This is a genomic window from Arthrobacter sp. Sr33, assembly GCF_054511195.1.
This window is the reverse complement of the sequence record NZ_JBTNDD010000017.1, coordinates 1-16234: the sequence shown is the minus strand read 5'-3', so window position 1 is coordinate 16234 and position 16234 is coordinate 1. Positions and strand designations below refer to the sequence as shown.

Genomic DNA, 16234 nt, shown 5'->3' with positions numbered 1-16234 from the left:
CACCTCCGCGGCTCAGCCCTCGGATTCCGGAACATCACCAACTACATCGCTCGATCACTCCTGGAATCAGGCGGCTTCAGACCCTACCTACACTCCCAATTACGATGAGCCCCATTTCGCCCGTTCTTTCCATCCAGGCCATCGGTTCCAGGGGTGAGGACTGTGGAAGGTTCCAGTTCTGCAACCAGGTGTACATGTGACCTATTTGGGCTTGCTGGGCTGTGGCCATGTCGTAGGCAATTGACTTGACCTCCGGGTTGTTAACGCCGGCCGAAAGTAGGGCCAGGAACGCCAAATGAAAATAGGGCCACCGACCATGATGGAAGGTGATCAATTTGGATGATTGGGCGAAGATACGCCACCTGTTTTCGACGGGTCAGCACTCGAAGCGTGAGATCGGCAGGATCGTGGGGGTTTCCCGCGGAACAGTGGATCGGGCGTTGGCATCGGATCGGGTGCCGAAGTATCAGCGGGCGTCTGGGGCATCGAGTTTCGACGCGTTCGCTCCGAGTGTGCGCGAGTTGTTGGTGAAAACCCCGACAATGCCTGCAGCGACACTGGCGGAGCGGGTGGGCTGGTCTGGATCGGCGTCACTGTTCCGGGCGAAGGTCGCCGTGATCCGGCCCGAGTACGCGCCGCCGGACCCGGTGGACCGGCTGGTCCACGTGCCGGGCTTCCAGATCCAATGCGATTTGTGGTTCCCGCATGAGCCGTTGCCCGTAGGCGAGGGCCAACACGATACGCCGCCGGTGCTGGTGATGACGTCGGCGTTCTCGGGATTCATCCAGGCCCGGATGCTGCCCTCCCGCACGACCCCTGATCTACTGGGTGGAATGTGGGCCCTGATCCAGGACACGCAAGCGGTCCCGGCGCGCCTGTTGTGGGACAACGAATCCGGTATCGGCCGTCGCCAGCCCACGGAGCCAGTGGCCGCGTTCGCCGGATCGCTGGGTTTGGAAGTTCGATTACTTCCACCGCGGGATCCGGAGTCCAAGGGCATGGTGGAGCGGATGAACAGGTTCTTCCGGCAACGCTTCATGCCGGGCCGGAACTTCGCCTCACCAGCGGATTTCAACAACCAGTTAGATGAGTGGTTACCGACGGCTAATCACCGGTATTCACGTTCCCGCCACGGACGCCCCGATGAGCTGATCATCCTGGACCGCCAGAAGATGCGCCCGTTACCGCCGGTGACCCCGGGCACGGTGTTCGCCAATACGGTCCGCCTGCCACGGGATTATGACGTACGGGTGTTCTCCAACGACTACTCCGTTGATCCCTCGTTCATCGGGCGGATCGTTGATGTCACCGCCGATCTGGACACGGTCACGGTCACCCACGACGGCGTCACTATCGCTTCGCATGCCCGGGTGTGGGCCCGGCACCTGGTGATCACCGACCCAGCCCACGTGGCCCGGGCGGCGGTGATGCGCCGGGACTTCCACGCCCAACGAGCCCACCGACCCGACATGGTGGAAGCAAGGGTGGTGGAGTCCGTGCAGGTCCGCGATCTCGGCGTCTATGACGAGATCTTCGGCACCACCCACGACCAGCAGCCAGCACTGGCAGAGGTGGCCTCATGACCGGCACGCCAGCCCAGATCGAGTACTACGCCCGGGCGTTGCGCGCCCCACGGATCAGCGACGGGTTCCGCCGACTCGGGGACCAAGCCAGGGACGCAGGATGGTCTCACGAGGAATACCTCGCCGCGGTCCTCTCCCGTGAAGTCTCCGAACGCGAAGCGTCCGGGGCGGCGACCCGGATCAAAGCCGCGAGGTTCCCCGCGCATAAAAGCCTCGAGGAGTTCAACTTCGATCACCAGCCCTCCGCGGACCGGAACCTGATCGCGCACCTGGGCACCGGGGTGTTCCTCTCCGAGGCTAAGAACGTGGTCCTGCTCGGCCCGCCGGGGACCGGGAAAACCCACCTCGCAGTCGGTATCGGGATCAAAGCAGCCAAAGCAGGGCATCGGGTTCTCTTCGATTCCGCGACGGGCTGGGTCGCCCGGCTCCAGGAAGCTCATTCCCGCGGGAAACTACCCCAGGAACTGGCCAGGCTACGCCGCTACAGCCTCCTGATCATCGACGAGGTAGGTTACATCCCGTTCGATCAGGACGCAGCGAACCTGTTCTTCCAACTCGTTTCCAGCCGCTACGAACACGCCTCCCTGATTCTGACCTCGAACCTGCCCTTCGCCCGCTGGGGTGATGTTTTCGGGGACCTGACCATCGCCTCAGCCATGATCGACCGGATCGTTCACCACGCCGACGTCATCAGCCTCAAAGGCAACAGCTACCGGCTCACGAAACACCAGCCAACAACCAGTACGGCACAATAGAACGAACAACCAGTGGCCCTGTTTTCAATTGGCACTAATGGCCCTGTTTTGGGTTGGCGTTAACACGGGTCAATCGAGCGATCCCAAGCGATCATGGACATTTCCACCGCCTGGGTGTGGTGTACCTGCATATCTCTGGAGAAACCGGCGTCCACGCCAGCCCCGTCGGGTGTTTGCGTGGTCCGGCCTTCCGTTAGGCCGCTCCCGTCTCGAAACTGCCGCGGACATTGCACACAGCGTGTTTCCCGCTCGAGGTCAGGCTCGAGACCGGGCGAATGATGTGCTCGTGTCTACCCGAACTTGGCGCATTCCTGACAGGTACCGAATATCTCTAAGGTGTGGTGTGGCTCGGTGAATCCGTGCTGGTTTGCGGTTCTCTCTACCCACTTCTCGAGTGCTTCATCAGCAATCTCGGTCGCCTGTCCGCATTGGCGGCAAACGAGGTGGTGGTGGTGACCCAGAGTGCATCGGCGGTACAGTGCCTCACCGCACGAGGGGTGCAGAACGTCCACTTCGTTCGCTGCTGAGAGGGCCTGAAGTGCCCGGTACACCGTGGATAGGGCCATAGGATGACCGGCGTCGCTGGCCAACTTCTGTAAGTCGCGGGCGCTGTGGAACGTACTGGCGTTGGTGAGGGCATCGATGATGGCCGAACGTCGCCGCGTCGCCCTCGACCCGGCTAAAGGCAGACGCTCAGCTTCCGGTGCCATTGATAATCAATATCATTAAGATTAGTTCTGATCATAAACCCAACCTGTAGGAGATGAATCCGCTATGCGCCGTCTTATCCCAAGTTTCGCCGTTCTGACCTTGGCCATTGCCGGTTGCGGGGTAGGAGAAGATGCAGGCACTGCCGGGGAAAGCAGTGAAGGGCAGCTGAGAGCTGTAGCGGCCGTGTACCCGCTGGCGTGGATGGCCGAGGAGATCGCACCTGACGTGGAGATTGAGTTCCTCGGTTCAGGCAGTGCTGAGGCACACGAACTCGAACTCACCCCCGGTCAGCGTGAAGCCCTGGAAACATCGGATGTCGTGCTGTACATGGGTGATATTGGGTACCAGTCCCAGGTTGAAGACGCAGCCGGCGCGGCCGGGGGAGAGATTGTCGACGTCAGTGAAGTCGCTGGCGAAGACCGGATGTTAGCGGCTTCGGAGGACGCCCACGCGCACGCCGAAGAAGAAGGCGGGCACTCTGAAGAGGAGGAAGAACACGCCGAGGGCGAGGAAGAGCACGCTGAAGAAGGTGGACACGCTGAGGAAGAAAGCACCGAGGGTGCACTGGATCCACACGTGTGGTTCGATGCCTCGATCATGGCCGAAGTTGCCCTCCGCACGGGTGAGGCATTCGCCGCCGCCGACCCGGACAATGCCGAGACCTACACAGGAAACGCTGAGCGGGTCAGTGAAGAGCTCATGGCATCACACGGAGAAATCGAGCAACTGCTGAGCCAGGCTTGCCAGTTTGAGGAAGCCATCGTCAGCCACGCCGCGTACGGCTACCTGCTCGAGCCCTTCGGGTACACCCAGCACGCGGTGGTCGGTGTCACCTCGGGTGAGGCGGGCGCTTCCGGCGGTGAGCTCGCTGAAATCGTCGCTGAGATCGAGGAAGAAGGGTTCGAGTACGTGCTCGCTGAGCCCGTCGAGGGCCGCGCTGACGCTGAAGCCGTCGTAGGGGAAACCGGAACGGAAATGCTCGACATCTTCCCCCTCGACGTTGTCAGCGAAGAGCAAATGGAACAGGGGTACCCGGCACTGCTCCAGGAGCAGGCCGAAGCCTTCTCCACCGCACTGAACTGCACCTAATCCGTGCCCGATCACGCACAAACGGCTGTTCTTGAGTTCGACCGCGTCAGCTACGGCTACGGCCGCGTACCCGTCCTGACAGACGTTTCGCTGCGCCTTGAAGCCGGAGCCTTCACCGCGGTTGTCGGCCCCAACGGGGCCGGCAAAACCACGTTGGTGCGGCTCGCTTTAGGGCTGGTTCGCCCCACGGATGGATCCATCCGGTTATTCGGCACTGACACTGCACGTTTCCGCCAATGGTCATGGGTCGGATATGTACCGCAGCGGGCCGAGACCTCCTCAGTGCTGCCTATCAGCGTCAACGAAGTAGTGCGCAGCGGGCTCGCTGGCAGGTTACGACCCCTGCAGCGCATTTCCGCAGTTCAACATGAACGCATCGAGCACGTCCTTGACGTGATGGGTCTGCAAGCAGTGCGCCGGCACCGGATCACTGAGCTTTCCGGTGGACAGCAACAGCGGGCGCTGGTTGCCCGCGCCCTTGTCACCACCCCCCGCTTGCTGTTCCTGGATGAACCCACCACCGGGGTGGACACGGAAGCAAAGGCTGCCTTACGGGCTTCTTTGGAGCACTTGGTGCACGTCGAGGGGATCGCCGTGGTCTACATCAGCCACGACCCGGCAGGCTTTACCGGATTAGCGCATCGCGTTCTGGAAGTCCGGGACGGCAACGTTCTACCCTTACCCGATGTAACGACGTCGGTAACCGCTCCGACAGTCCGAACGGACGGTTAAGGGAATGCTGGAACTGGAGTTCATGCAGCGCGCCCTGATTGCCTGCACCGTCATCGGGGCAGCTGCCCCGCTCGTCGGAGGATTCATCGTCCAGAGACGTCAATCCCTCATCGGCGACGGCATGGGCCACATGGCCTTCGCCGGAGTCGGGCTGGCCCTGCTCACCGGGCTACACCCGATCATCGGGGCGCTCGGGCTGACCGTCCTGGCTGCAGTGGCGTTAGTGCGCATGTCCAGCCGACGCGGCGGCGCGGACCTGTCCCTAGCCCTGCTCTTCTACGGAGGGATCTCTGCCGGTTTCCTATTCGCGGCCCGCGCCGGCGGTGGGCAAACCGCAGTGGTCGGGCTCCTCTTCGGGAGTCCCTTGAACCTGCAATGGTGGGAAGTCGCAGCGATCACCGTACTCGCCGGTCTCGTCCTGTTAATCACAGCCGTGGTGTACAGGCAATTGGTTGCCGTGGCTTTTGACGAAGCCTCAGCCAGAGTAGCCGGAATACCGACACAAGCCCTGACTCTCATCCTGACGCTAATGGTGGCGCTCATCGTCGTCGCTGGAATGACCACCATCGGGCTGCTGCTGATTTCAGCGATGATGGTCGTCCCCGTGGCCGCCGCCGCGCAAATCGCGACCAGCTACCGGGCGACACTAGCTATTGGCTCCGGCATCGGTGCACTCAGCGCGATCCTCGGTCTCGCAGCTTCTTACTACGGTGACTTCGCGCCGGGAGCAGCCATCGTGGTAATCGCCATCTTCTGCTACCTGATTGCCGCCTCATTCGCGACAGTGGCCAGCTGGCATAACCGACGCCGCCATTAGGTAGAGAAGGACAAGTTCGAACAAACGAGAACGGGAGGGCACGAAGACCCGTCGTGTCCACCGCTCTGATGATGCGTCGGCTTACTTGAAGGCGTCCTGGATGTTCTCGCCAGCGTTCTTCAGGTCAGCTTTCGACTGGTCTTTCTGGCCTTCAGCTTTCAGGCTCTCGTTACCGGTCGCCTCGTTCCTTACCTTCATATGGTTCACCAGCGGGTTGCCGGATACATTCTGAGCCTAACCCCGAGGTTGGGATGACGTAATAGCCCGTTATTGGCGTTGCAGATCGAAGACCCCGATTGGTATTTGAGAATGGTTCTCATATAATGGGGTGATGCATCTTATTATTCTCACGTCCCTTGACGTGCTGAGCCGGAATACTGCCGCTTCGTTGTTGGCGGATAGGTTTCCGCGTGTGCCGGTAGTTTTGCATGATTTGTTGGACGGTGGTGTGGTGATGCGCCGGGTTCATGCCGACGATCGACTTATCGAGCGTGAGTCGACGGTTTTGGAGCATGGTTGCCTGAGTTGCACTGTCCGGTTTGATCTCGCGCCGGCTCTCTTGCGGTTAGCGGCCGCGGGGGAGGCCCGGGCGATTGTTGGGCTTCCGCCGGGCACAACAGCCGAAAACGCTATCGATGGTTTACGTGCCGTTGCCCCAGGAGCGTTCACCGTGGACACGGTGGCTCTGGCTGCGCGGCCGGAGGATGTAGAGGACCAGTTGTGGGACCACCACACTTTATTCGGGTCTGGTTATACGGCAGTGCCGGAGGATTCACGAACTCCGGGCGAATTCCTTGTGGGAGAGCTGCTTTTCGCGGATACGATCCTCACCACCAGCAGCGACCTGTTGCCCGACGACGCAGCCTTATCGGCTCGTGGACTGCATCTTCTCCACGAGCTCGCACCGCATGCCCACATAGTGCCCAGCGCTGGGCTGGACGTCGCGAAACTGGGTTCACACAGTACCGAACAAGCACGAAACCGGAATCTGCCCGGGGTGGTCATCACACCGACTTCGTCATCTGAGCCGTTCCGCACTGTCGAGCATCGAGTCAGCCGCCCGCTGCATCCAGGGCGGTTCCAAACTGCTCTGGGCGCTATCTCTGTGGGGTGTTGCTTTGTCCGCGGCAGCGTCTGGATCGCTGGAATGTTGGACTCACGTGTAGCTGTGCACGGGGTCGGCCCGCGCGTCTCTGTGGAGGACAGGGGGCCGTGGGGTGCGTATCTCTTGCAAGGGGAGGGATGCCGTGGCACTCATTTGGCTCTCACTGGTGATGATCTCGACGACGATGACATTGCTGGTCTACTCGATGCCTGCGCCCTCACCGATGAGGAATTGCAGTCCGCGCGCATCGGCTTCCCTGTCCCGTTTCCCTCAGAACAGCACTAAGAACACCTATCAAGGAGCATCATGAAAGTACGTAACTCATTGCGGTCCCTGAAGAAGATTCCCGGCGCCCAGGTGGTGCGTCGTCGAGGAAAGACCTTCGTCATCAACAAGAAAAACCCTCGAATGAAAGCCCGTCAAGGGTAAGGGCGGTCACGATGAGGCGAAAAGCACGCAATCAGTCCAATCCAGGTCCAGTGCTTATGTCGAGCCTCACATCGGGTGAAGACCAAGGCGATGAAGCAGTGAATGGGTCTGCTGGTGTTGTTGTTGCTATGTGCTCCGGTCACCGGTGTGCTGCGCTGACCCGGTCCCGGGGGGATGGTGGGTTGTCAGGCGCGGTGTCGCGGTCCCCGGGTGGGGTTCTGATCTCAGCGCCGTGCTTGCAGCAGTGCGCTCAAGGCGCTGTAGCCGCTGTTGCAATCCGCAAAGGAAAAACAGGGGTTACCGGCCGATCCGCCTGGCTGGGTGGCCTCGATGGTGAAGGACGCCTACAGGACCTTGGCCGCTGGGTCGAGCACTGGCGCCCCGACACGAAGGAAACGAACACGCTGCCCGCGAACCTTCACGACGCTCTCATCGGGTTGGGGCCGCCCATCAACCTGACACCCACAAAGGCATAGCTGACCCGAACTGGTTATTCACCGGACTAACCGGTAATCCCACCGGAGCGCCTCACTGCGCAACCCTCGCCGTAGCCTCTGTCGTTCTGCTTAAGATAGTCAGCATCGACTCCACTGTGGTGGATCGATGCTGACTAAAAGTGAACGTGAAGACCTAGTGTTCGTCGTAGTGGTCCTCGTGTTCGGCGTGGCGGTGTCCGTCGTGGAGGTAGTCGGTGTGGTCGCCGTGCTGCACGGTTTCGTGTGAGCAATCTGTCGAGCCGTGGGTGTGGTCGCTGAGAGTGTGCTCAGCTGGCTCGTCGTGTTCGTCGTAGTGGCCGTCGTGTTCGGCGTGGCGGTGTCCGTCGTGGAGGTAGTCGGTGTGGTCGCCGTGCTGCACGGTTTCGTGTGAGCAATCCGCGGAGCCGTGGGTGTGGTCGGCGAGGGTGTGCTCAGCTTTAATTTCGGTTGACATGGTGGGTTCTCCTTCATGGGTGCCTGCGACGCGGTGAGCGTTGCGGGCTAGTTCTTTGATGGGGATTCGCCGGTATGGGCGATGGCGTCACTGATGACGTGGGCTACGTGCTCATCGGTCAGGGCGTAGGTAGCGTCGCGGCCCGATCTGGTCACGGTCACCAGATTCATGCTCCGCAGCAAACGCAGATGCTGCGATACCAGAGGTTGAGACAACCCAGTGGCCTGAACCAGGGAGCCCACGGAGCCTTCCGAAGCAGCCAAAGACGTCAGGATCCGAAGACGCGACGTGGCTCCCAATGCTTTGAAAAGCTCTGCGACTTTTTCAAGCTGTTCATCCTCGGGCATGGCTACATATAAGCACATATGCATGATTTTATGTAATGCTGGTTTGGGAGTTAGTCGTTACGGCTTAATTGGCGTCAGGGGGCTTGGATGGTTTCGCTCTGGGCTCGTCGTCGATGGAGGTGCGGGGGAAGAGTGAGGCCTGAGGCCGAGACCGCGAGGACTGATGCGAGGATCAGCGCCAATGAAGGTGCGAGAACTGTCCACGGTGCGCGTTCGACGTAGGCCATGCCTTCGGCCAGGACTAGTCCCCAGTCCGGGCTGGGCGGGTTCGCGCCAAGTCCGAGGAAGCCTAGGGCTGCCAGTGCGAGGGCAACACCTGGTAGCCGGAGCATGGCGTGTTGGATGAGGGGGCCGATGATGTGCGGGAGGATGTGCCGAACGAACGTTCTGGTGCGGCCTACGCCGAGGATGGGGAGCACTGAGACGAAGGGCAAGGTTCGTGCTTGAAGCGTCAACGCTGAGGTGTGTGCTGCTAATGGGGCCCAGCTCACCAGTGCTACGGCCAGGGCTGCGCCTCCGAGGGACGCTCCGGAGATGGCCGCAACAATGATCCCTGCGATGACGGGTGGCTCGGCATTCGCGATTTCCAGTGGTCCGGTTCCGAGGCGGGGAAGGGACCCGATCAGTAGTCCGACGATGAGGGATATCAGCACGACGATTAGAGCGGTGCCGATCGTAGAGAGAGTGCCGTGGCCCACCCGGGCTAGTAGATCTCGGCCGCTGGCGTCTGCGCCGAAAGGGAGTAGCCAGCTTGGTGGTGCGAGGCGTGGATGTACTGCGGCGAAGGGATCGCGTAAGACCCCGGCGGCGGTGATCATTGTCAGAAGTAAAGCTGCTGTGGAGGGTACGGCGAGATCCCGGCGTCGGAAAACCGGGGGAACAAAGGCGACGGGGACTACTTCCAGTCTCCCGGCTGGTCCGAGGAGTGCACGGCGGACCATTGCGGCTGTGATGCCCGCGGCGATTGCCAGGAGCAGGAGGGCAAGTACGCCCGCTTGGAGTGTGGGGATGTCCTGTGCTGTGGCGGCGCCCAGAGTTGAGCGTCCAATTCCGGGAATCGCGAAGACCCTTTCGACGGCTACAGCGCCACCGGTCACCCCGATGACTACTAACGCGGCTTGGCTGGAGATGGTCGGTAAGGCCCGACGGAGCAATCCGACAGCGATTTGGCGTCTGGTGAATCCGGCTGATAGCCATGCCGATACCCATTGTTCCTCACCGGCTGAGCTGATCGCGTCGGCCAGCAACTTCCCCATCAGTCCACCTGAGGGAATCCCCATAGCAAGCGACGGTAAGACCGCGTAGTGCAGGCCGAGCCACCCAGAGGGAGGGAACCAGCCCAACCAGACGGCGCCGATGACGAGAAGAAGAGAGGCCAGGAGGAACTCTGGAAGAGACGTCGCCGTCGTCGCGAGGACACCTGATCCCCGACGGTGCGCTCCCTTCGAGCTTCGCAGAAGCGACGGTAGAGCGAACAAAATCGCGATTACCACTGCAAGAGCGCCCGCGCAGATCATAAGAGTGACAGAAACTCCCAGCGCCGCCAGTGTTCCAGGAAGGACTGGAGAGTTCGAAATCCAGGATTGTCCTAAGTCGCCGGTAAGGACTCCGGAGAACCAATCGATGAACACGGCCACGGGCCCCCGGTCCAGGCCAAGTTCGGCCCGGACCATCGCCAGAGACTCAGGGGTTGCTTCCAGATCCGCGTAGCGGGCTCTTAGCACCGTGTATTCCGGGCTCTGCCCAGATAGCCAAGGCAGCATGCCAATGACGAGGACGACGGCGAAGAGCGCCCCGGTCCTGGATAGACCGACGAGGAGAGCTCCGGTGGGGAATCGTTTCACTATCGGGCGGAGGTTTCCTCGGTGATCAACGCACGCTCACGCGGATCACGGACGGCGCCTTCGACGTTTGCGGCTTCACCCTGGATGACACGTTCGTGCAACATGGGGATAGCGGCGTCGCGGGCAAGAATTTCTGCCTCGGCGGCGATGATGGCGCTTCTGCGTTCTGGTCCTGCTGGAAGTGCAGCAGCTTCTTCGAGGGCTTCGTCGACTGCAGGGTCGCAGAACTGGGAGAGGTTGAAGGACCCTTCGCAGGCGAAGTCGCTATATAGGTAGGCGACAGGGTCACCCGAGTCGAGCACTGTCGCCCGGGAGAGAATGAAAGCATCGAAGGCGCCGTCGACAGCATCGGCTTCGATGTACTGGTACTCGCGGACGTCTTGTTCAACGATGAAGCCGACGGCTTCAAGCTGCTGCTCGAGTTGCACGGCGACCTCAGGAAGTTCCGCACGATCGGTGAAAGTTCCCAGGCTGATGCGAACCCCATCTACCGGAGCAGCCTCGGGTCGCTGGTCGAGGACTGCCTGGTAGTCGTCGTCGCGTTCGTCTACAGCCCATGGCAGGGCTGGGCCGAGAAGCCCTTCGGCGACGTCGGCCCGGCCTTCGTAGACCCCGGAGACGATAGTCGCTCGATCGATGGCTTCCCTAGCGGCGGCGCGCACTGCTGGATCCGCGAATGGCCCGGAATCGTTGTTCAGGTACAGCGTGTTCGTTCGAGGCATCGGTACTTCAAAGACGAGGTCCTCATCGATCTGGGCTACCTGACTGACTGGAATGGCTTCAACAATGTCGGCTGTGCCCGTACGAAGCGCTGCGGCCCGTGCGGTCCCATCAGGGACGAATTGAACATCGATTCCTGATGCTGCGGCGGTTTCACCCCAATAGTTCTCGTTCCGGTCCAAAGTCGCACCCGACGTCCCATCGACGGCGGTGAGCACGAACGGGCCGGTGCCAGCGTTGATCGGGTCGACTGTGTCACCTTCGTAGGCGCTTGCGGCGAGGATCGACAGTTGAGGGCTGGACATGCGCTGGGGGAGGAGGGGGTCAGCAACGGCTGTGGTCACGGTGACCGTTGTGTCGTTGTCGGCGGCCGCTGACATGTCGACGCCATCGAGGATGCGTGGTGTTGGAGACGCTGTAGCGGCCGCGGTGAGCGAGCGGGCTACGTCTTCAGCGGTCAGGGGTGTGCCATCGTGGAAACTGACTCCTTCCCTGATGGTGAACGTCCATTCCATGGGAGAGCTCTGCTCCCATGACGTAGCCAGGGACGCTTGAGCCTCCCCGAGATCGTCTAGAGAGACAAGAGTCTCCGCTGCGGACCACCGAGAGAGCTTAAAGGCATCGTCGCTCAGCGGGGTAAGCCCGGAGCGCGGCGGCTGGAGCATCGCCAAAGATACGCGATCGTCACCATCAGCGGCTGGCACTGACCCGGAAGAGTCCGACGAGAAACATCCGGTGAGGGCGAGACAACTAATCGTTGAGACAGCAAAAAGGGACAACGTGCGGGTACGGCGGGCAATCATGGATGGACTTTCTGATAGTGAAGTGGAAGTAAACGAGGTAGGAAAATTGCAGAGGCGATAGTGAGAGACACCAGAAACATCCACCCGGTGAATCCGCCCAGGGAGTCCCTGAATGCGCCGACGAGGGTATTGCCCAGGAGCACAGATAAGCCACCGAAGCTGGCGAGGAGGCCGTAAAAGGCGCTCAAGGGGCGGTCGCCGGCGAAACCGTGGACCTGCTGCATTCCAGCGGGAACGATGAGCATGTGTCCGAAGCTCAGAAGAACGACCATCATGACCGGGCCAGTAAGCGCCGGAGTTCCCGGCACTGCGTGTATGCCAGTGACCCCAAATACGGCCATTGCGCTGAAACCAAGGCCCAAGCAGATAAAACCCGCACGAAGGGCCACGCCGGGTCCCACCTTGGCGGCCAGAGTTGATGCCGGTAGTTGGAAGACGATAGTCAGTACTGAGGCCAAGACGAACAGCAGAGCCAGCGTCCCCGTTCCCGTACCGCCTTCGTTGAGTTCAAGAGGCAACGCGAAATACAACTGGTTATAAGCAAGGAGGTTGACACTGAAAAACGCACAAAAAGCCAGGAAGCGTCGTTCACGCAGGCACGCCCATGTTTCACGCGGCTCCGCCTTGGCGGCAGGTGTGTCGTCTTCGTCGGCGCTGGTAGGTAGTCCTGCAGGTAAGAGCAGCCACAGCGCAACCCCCACAGCGACAAAAAGGCAGGCAGCGGAGACAGCGACGACGGGGAACCCGAAGGGCAAGAGGGCGATCCCGACCAAGGGGCCCGTCACGGCGCCGACTTCGCCGAACAGCACAAGCCACGCGAAGAGAGTGCGGCGCTGGGGGTTCGCATCTTTCTGGGCCCGGTCGTGTGCGCCCAAGAGCCCTTCGACGGCGGGTGAGAAGAAGGCGCCGCCAATACCAGTTAGGACAGCGCTCAGGAGGAAGGGCCAGAACTCTTCGGAGAGTGCTAGGCCAAGGTATCCCATGGCGCGGATCAGGCAACCGGTGAGAATGCTGCGCCGCGGCCCCCAATGGTCAGCGATGACTCCGCCGAGCAGGAACATTCCTTGCTGGCTGAAGGTTCGAGCCCCGAGCACGACCCCGATCGCAGCGGCACCGAGCCCGAGGTCGTCTGTCATGACAAGGGCCAGAAACGGTACGACGGCGTAAAAACCAACATTGAAGATCAGTTGAGTAGGCAGAAGTAATGACACCGAGGCCATGCTCCTCGGCGGAAGGGTCTCAATCATAAGGAGAGCGCGCCCCAGCCTACTCTGGCATCATTCAGTGCTCGCGTCGCAGGATGCTGCGGGGAGTCCAGAACCTGGTCAGTCGGTCCTTCTTCGACGATCCTGCCGTCAGCCAGTACAGCCGTCCGTGTACAGATTGAGGCAACAGCATCAAGATCATGGGACACCAGCAACAGACCGAGCCCCTGGCTCTTGATCAACATGTGTAAAACATCCAAGACTTGATTACGCAGCGGAAGATCGAGCCCACTCACTGGCTCATCCGCTATCAAGATTGCGGGCTTAACAACCATCGCCCGGGCGATCGCTACACGCTGATTCTGTCCGCCGGACAACTCGGACGGTCGTCGATCAAGAACCGCTCCCGGAAGCTCCACGCGAACAAGCGCGTCGCGAATCAGTTCAGAGTGATTCCCCTCAACCCCGAGGCAGACCAGTGGTTCCCGCAGCAACCGCTCGACCGTCATCCGCGGATCGAGGCTGCTCGCAGGATCCTGAGGAACATACTGCACCTCTCGTCGGAACCATCTCAGCGACTTCAAAGATCCTGGGCGGATCATGCGATCATGCAGAACCACCGAACCTGAGTCCGGCACTTCCATCGCCAAAAGAGTGCGCAACAGCGTCGATTTGCCGGATCCGGAGCTACCTACCAACCCCACACCAGCACCACGAGGGACTGATATAGACACCCCATGAAGAATTTTCTGGGCCACGCCACGTTGGAAGGCTCGGGCAGGCCGGGTGAGCGACAGATGAATGTCGTGTGCTGAAAGGACCGAGATCATGCGGCAGCAATATCCTCGCGGCGCACGGTTCGCTGCGCTGCGTCCATGAGTTTAGCTGTTTCTGGGTGTGTGTTTTTGGTGGCCAAATGGTCGAAGGGACCTTCGTCGACCACGGATCCTCCGCTGATGACGACAGCCCGGGAGCACAACGACGCTGCCGCAGCGACGTCATGAGTGATCAGCAGAACGCCGCAACCTTCATTTACTGCCCGGCGTAGGGCCGAAAGGACGAGTTGCTGGGACACGACGTCCAGCGCCGTCGTCGGTTCATCTGCTATCAGGAACGAGGCTCGGCATGCAAGGGACTGCACAATGCACACCCGCTGCCTTTGCCCACCCGATAGTTCCATCGGGTAAGAACTGAGAACGCGATTCGGATCGGCGAACCCGACCTCTTCCAACATCGAAACGGCAAGGGATCGTGCTGCCGACCGTGTGGAAGCATTTTTTGACCGTAGGATCACCGGGATCAGCTGACGATCAAGCCTCACCAAAGGGTGAAGGGAGGTGAAGGAGTCTTGACGTATGGCCGCAACACCTAGGCGACGCCTGGTATCCAAAGACGTGTCACGCCCGGAAACCGTCAGCCGCCCAGAAGTTCTCACGCTGCCCGGTAGCGAACCGGTTAGAGCTGCGGCAGTCAACGATTTACCGGATCCAGATGCCCCCAACAAGGCCACAGCTTCGCCACCAGCAACAGCCAATGACACGTCAGTAACCAGTGAACGGCCGCCGATCCGCACGGATAATCGGTCGAGGACAAGACTCACCGCACACCCGCCCCCATTACTAACGATTATCATTCTCAACTAAAGAGTAGCGACAATGACAAGGTTCCTCAAACGTAGGACTGTTAGAGCGCAGGAGACTTGACTCGTGCAGCAAGCAAGGTTGATTCGGGCCACATGAAGGGACCGTCAATCGCCTGAACTGTGAGTTGACGTATTAGAACGTTATCGGCGCTTCAAGTCCTTCTTGCGAGGATCGCACCGACGTCCAGGAACGGCTTGGCCTTAGCTGCGTTTTGACCGATGTCTGGAACCTCTTCGAAAGCCCTTCTGTTTGGAGATGGCCGCGCAATAGACCGTAACTGTCAGATCGAAGAGATTTGCAGCTCAACCTAGAGTAGGGTATAATACGACGCTTCGTGTGCTTAGGACAGGGCTCGTGCAAATGGGTTCGATTCCCTTGATCCTTGCCGCTTTCGCAGTAATTTTTCTCGTTCTCGCTCTCTTCACACTAATAAAGACATTTACAACGTCGACATGGAAAGAGAAGTTCGGAGCACTTGGAAAGGAGCTGATTATGGCAGTTGTAGTAGAGGGGTTTCTAACCTTGATTTCTGACTCGGAAGTGGTTTGGAGCGGCTTGGTCGCCGCCTTGTCCTAAGCACACGGCCTATTCATATTCGAGGGTGGCGCAGGGGTGGATCTACCTCGACCGGAGTTCAGCGGAGAGCGACATCGGTACTTGCGCATCCTCCAGCCACCACTCTGCTTGCTGACATTTCGGCCAAAATGCTTCGCCGACCGCTCGTTCTGTCACGTAAGCGGGGCGTCGAGACGGCCATGACATGTGGTGGTCAAGGTTGAGGGCAGTGTGATCACCCTGGGTCGCGGAGCATGCGGGTTTTTACCGTTTCCTTCGCCGTGGTCCGGCAGTATTTTTCTTCGGAGGTCTCGGTGCCGGTTGAAGGAGTGTTTGTGTCATGGAGCGGGGAGGGCGATTTGTGCTCGCGAACAGCTCAAGTGGAAGGGGCGAGTAATCGTAGTCGTAGTTCGCAAGGATGCCGGGATACGCCACTACCTGCGACATTTGCCATAGAGAGCGAACAATACTGATTCCGATTTGACTGATGGCCAGGTTCGTGGCGGGATCGGAGTTATCTGTCCGCAAGCTCAGCCCCGGAGTCATGCCCTTGTCTCCCCGCTTCTGGAGGACGTAAGTAACCGATTCGGCGTTGATTACAGCAGCTGCTTCATTCCATTGATCCGTCGTCAGAGTTGACGGATCCTGTTCGGCGAGACCCAGGACGACGCTGAGATCGTCTCGTGGAAAAACTGTAGCGCCATGTTTGAGTTGATTGTTGCCTTGGGCTCCGTTGTAGTCATTATCTGAATAGAACTTGGCGAAGAAAGTAAGCCAAGCAGTGAGAAAATCCAGGTGCCGCCGCAGGTCCTGCTCGGAGTCCTCGGATTCTTCATGATGAAGCTCTGGAGGGAATGGTTGGGTCCCCGGGTAGGAGTCCAGTGATTATGTGAGTTTCGCATCCGATAATGGGTGCAGGAGGAAATTCACCGATATGGCACGTAGACATACCCCTGATCAGGTCAT

Annotated in this window: 17 protein-coding genes and 1 pseudogene; 7 read left to right on the top strand and 11 right to left on the bottom strand. The window is 60.1% G+C overall.

Annotated elements, in window-relative coordinates:
- Positions 1-76: 76 nt before the first annotated feature.
- Entirely contained in the window at positions 77-295 is a 219-nt protein-coding gene (locus ACX80T_RS16015; RefSeq protein ID WP_084442809.1) for a DUF305 domain-containing protein, read from the bottom strand.
- A gap of 31 nt (positions 296-326) precedes the next feature.
- On the opposite strand from ACX80T_RS16015, the gene istA reads away from it, so the two are divergent.
- On the top strand, positions 327-1583 hold the full coding sequence (gene istA / locus ACX80T_RS16010; protein WP_459304921.1) for an IS21 family transposase: 1257 nt from the start codon (positions 327-329) through the stop codon (positions 1581-1583).
- Entirely contained in the window at positions 1580-2338 is a 759-nt protein-coding gene (gene istB, locus ACX80T_RS16005) for an IS21-like element helper ATPase IstB (RefSeq protein ID WP_024475912.1), read from the top strand. The genes istA and istB overlap by 4 nt, the downstream gene beginning before the upstream one ends.
- A 59-nt stretch (positions 2339-2397) precedes the next feature.
- On the opposite strand, the gene ACX80T_RS16000 is transcribed toward istB, so the two are convergent.
- Entirely contained in the window at positions 2398-2493 is a 96-nt protein-coding gene (locus tag ACX80T_RS16000) for a DUF305 domain-containing protein (RefSeq protein WP_443110917.1), read from the bottom strand.
- Between the two features lie 135 nt (positions 2494-2628).
- Positions 2629-3048 carry a Fur family transcriptional regulator gene (locus tag ACX80T_RS15995; protein WP_024475911.1) on the bottom strand — a complete coding sequence of 140 codons (420 nt, stop codon included), beginning with the start codon at positions 3046-3048 and terminating at the stop codon, positions 2629-2631.
- 64 nt (positions 3049-3112) lie between these two features.
- Between ACX80T_RS15995 and ACX80T_RS15990 the strand changes: the two genes are divergently transcribed.
- Genes ACX80T_RS15990 through ACX80T_RS15980 form a run of 3 tightly spaced genes read left to right on the top strand, consistent with a single transcriptional unit; the run spans position 3113 to position 5687 of the window.
- The gene (locus ACX80T_RS15990; RefSeq protein WP_024475910.1) at positions 3113-4138 is read left to right on the top strand and encodes a metal ABC transporter substrate-binding protein; all 1026 of its coding nucleotides are present in this window, start codon (positions 3113-3115) and stop codon (positions 4136-4138) included.
- A 3-nt stretch (positions 4139-4141) separates the two neighbouring features.
- Complete coding sequence (locus ACX80T_RS15985; protein ID WP_024475909.1) at positions 4142-4870, top strand: metal ABC transporter ATP-binding protein; 729 nt, start codon at positions 4142-4144, stop codon at positions 4868-4870.
- A gap of 4 nt (positions 4871-4874) precedes the next feature.
- A complete protein-coding gene (locus ACX80T_RS15980; protein WP_024475908.1) occupies positions 4875-5687 on the top strand; it encodes a metal ABC transporter permease in 813 nt (270 codons plus the stop codon).
- Positions 5688-5768: 81 nt separating this feature from the next.
- Here ACX80T_RS15980 and ACX80T_RS15975 read toward each other — a convergent pair.
- Positions 5769-5870: pseudogene (locus ACX80T_RS15975) on the bottom strand (CsbD family protein); the annotation flags it as partial.
- A gap of 148 nt (positions 5871-6018) precedes the next feature.
- On the opposite strand from ACX80T_RS15975, the gene ACX80T_RS15970 reads away from it, so the two are divergent.
- The gene (locus ACX80T_RS15970; protein WP_019483763.1) at positions 6019-7077 is read left to right on the top strand and encodes a GTP-binding protein; all 1059 of its coding nucleotides are present in this window, start codon (positions 6019-6021) and stop codon (positions 7075-7077) included.
- A gap of 21 nt (positions 7078-7098) precedes the next feature.
- Complete coding sequence (ykgO, locus tag ACX80T_RS15965) at positions 7099-7221, top strand: type B 50S ribosomal protein L36 (RefSeq protein ID WP_083850955.1); 123 nt, start codon at positions 7099-7101, stop codon at positions 7219-7221.
- A gap of 630 nt (positions 7222-7851) precedes the next feature.
- Here ykgO and ACX80T_RS15960 read toward each other — a convergent pair.
- From ACX80T_RS15960 to ACX80T_RS15930, 7 genes are read right to left on the bottom strand one after another with little or no spacing between them, the layout of a single operon-like run.
- Positions 7852-8151 (bottom strand): hypothetical protein, encoded by a 300-nt coding sequence (locus ACX80T_RS15960; RefSeq protein ID WP_024475907.1) that lies wholly within the window; start codon positions 8149-8151, stop codon positions 7852-7854.
- Positions 8152-8198: 47 nt separating this feature from the next.
- On the bottom strand, positions 8199-8516 hold the full coding sequence (locus ACX80T_RS15955; RefSeq protein ID WP_459304920.1) for an ArsR/SmtB family transcription factor: 318 nt from the start codon (positions 8514-8516) through the stop codon (positions 8199-8201).
- 56 nt (positions 8517-8572) lie between these two features.
- Positions 8573-10342, bottom strand: a complete 1770-nt coding sequence (locus ACX80T_RS15950) for an ABC transporter permease subunit (protein ID WP_019483760.1) — start codon at positions 10340-10342, stop codon at positions 8573-8575.
- Positions 10342-11865, bottom strand: coding sequence for an ABC transporter substrate-binding protein (locus tag ACX80T_RS15945; RefSeq protein ID WP_024475906.1), 1524 nt, complete (start codon positions 11863-11865; stop codon positions 10342-10344). Before ACX80T_RS15945 ends, ACX80T_RS15950 begins: the two co-directional genes overlap by 1 nt.
- On the bottom strand, positions 11862-13085 hold the full coding sequence (locus ACX80T_RS15940; protein WP_443110916.1) for an MFS transporter: 1224 nt from the start codon (positions 13083-13085) through the stop codon (positions 11862-11864). Before ACX80T_RS15940 ends, ACX80T_RS15945 begins: the two co-directional genes overlap by 4 nt.
- Before the next feature lie 23 nt (positions 13086-13108).
- Positions 13109-13900, bottom strand: coding sequence for an ABC transporter ATP-binding protein (locus tag ACX80T_RS15935; protein ID WP_024475904.1), 792 nt, complete (start codon positions 13898-13900; stop codon positions 13109-13111).
- Complete coding sequence (locus ACX80T_RS15930; protein WP_050995005.1) at positions 13897-14703, bottom strand: ATP-binding cassette domain-containing protein; 807 nt, start codon at positions 14701-14703, stop codon at positions 13897-13899. The genes ACX80T_RS15935 and ACX80T_RS15930 overlap by 4 nt, the downstream gene beginning before the upstream one ends.
- Positions 14704-16234: the final 1531 nt, after the last annotated feature.

What these genes read in the sequence shown, in the direction of transcription:
- istB (WP_024475912.1), top strand. Translation starts at nt 1,580, where the DNA reads ATGACCGGCACGCCAGCCCAGATCGAGTACTACGCCCGGGCGTTGCGC.
- ACX80T_RS15980 (WP_024475908.1), top strand. Translation starts at nt 4,875, where the DNA reads ATGCTGGAACTGGAGTTCATGCAGCGCGCCCTGATTGCCTGCACCGTC.
- ACX80T_RS15970 (WP_019483763.1), top strand. Translation starts at nt 6,019, where the DNA reads ATGCATCTTATTATTCTCACGTCCCTTGACGTGCTGAGCCGGAATACT.
- ACX80T_RS15990 (WP_024475910.1), top strand. Translation starts at nt 3,113, where the DNA reads ATGCGCCGTCTTATCCCAAGTTTCGCCGTTCTGACCTTGGCCATTGCC.
- ykgO (WP_083850955.1), top strand. Translation starts at nt 7,099, where the DNA reads ATGAAAGTACGTAACTCATTGCGGTCCCTGAAGAAGATTCCCGGCGCC.
- ACX80T_RS15940 (WP_443110916.1), bottom strand. Translation starts at nt 13,085, where the DNA reads ATGGCCTCGGTGTCATTACTTCTGCCTACTCAACTGATCTTCAATGTT.
- ACX80T_RS15955 (WP_459304920.1), bottom strand. Translation starts at nt 8,516, where the DNA reads ATGTGCTTATATGTAGCCATGCCCGAGGATGAACAGCTTGAAAAAGTC.
- ACX80T_RS15945 (WP_024475906.1), bottom strand. Translation starts at nt 11,865, where the DNA reads ATGATTGCCCGCCGTACCCGCACGTTGTCCCTTTTTGCTGTCTCAACG.
- ACX80T_RS15960 (WP_024475907.1), bottom strand. Translation starts at nt 8,151, where the DNA reads ATGTCAACCGAAATTAAAGCTGAGCACACCCTCGCCGACCACACCCAC.
- ACX80T_RS15995 (WP_024475911.1), bottom strand. Translation starts at nt 3,048, where the DNA reads ATGGCACCGGAAGCTGAGCGTCTGCCTTTAGCCGGGTCGAGGGCGACG.
- ACX80T_RS15930 (WP_050995005.1), bottom strand. Translation starts at nt 14,703, where the DNA reads ATGATAATCGTTAGTAATGGGGGCGGGTGTGCGGTGAGTCTTGTCCTC.
- ACX80T_RS15935 (WP_024475904.1), bottom strand. Translation starts at nt 13,900, where the DNA reads ATGATCTCGGTCCTTTCAGCACACGACATTCATCTGTCGCTCACCCGG.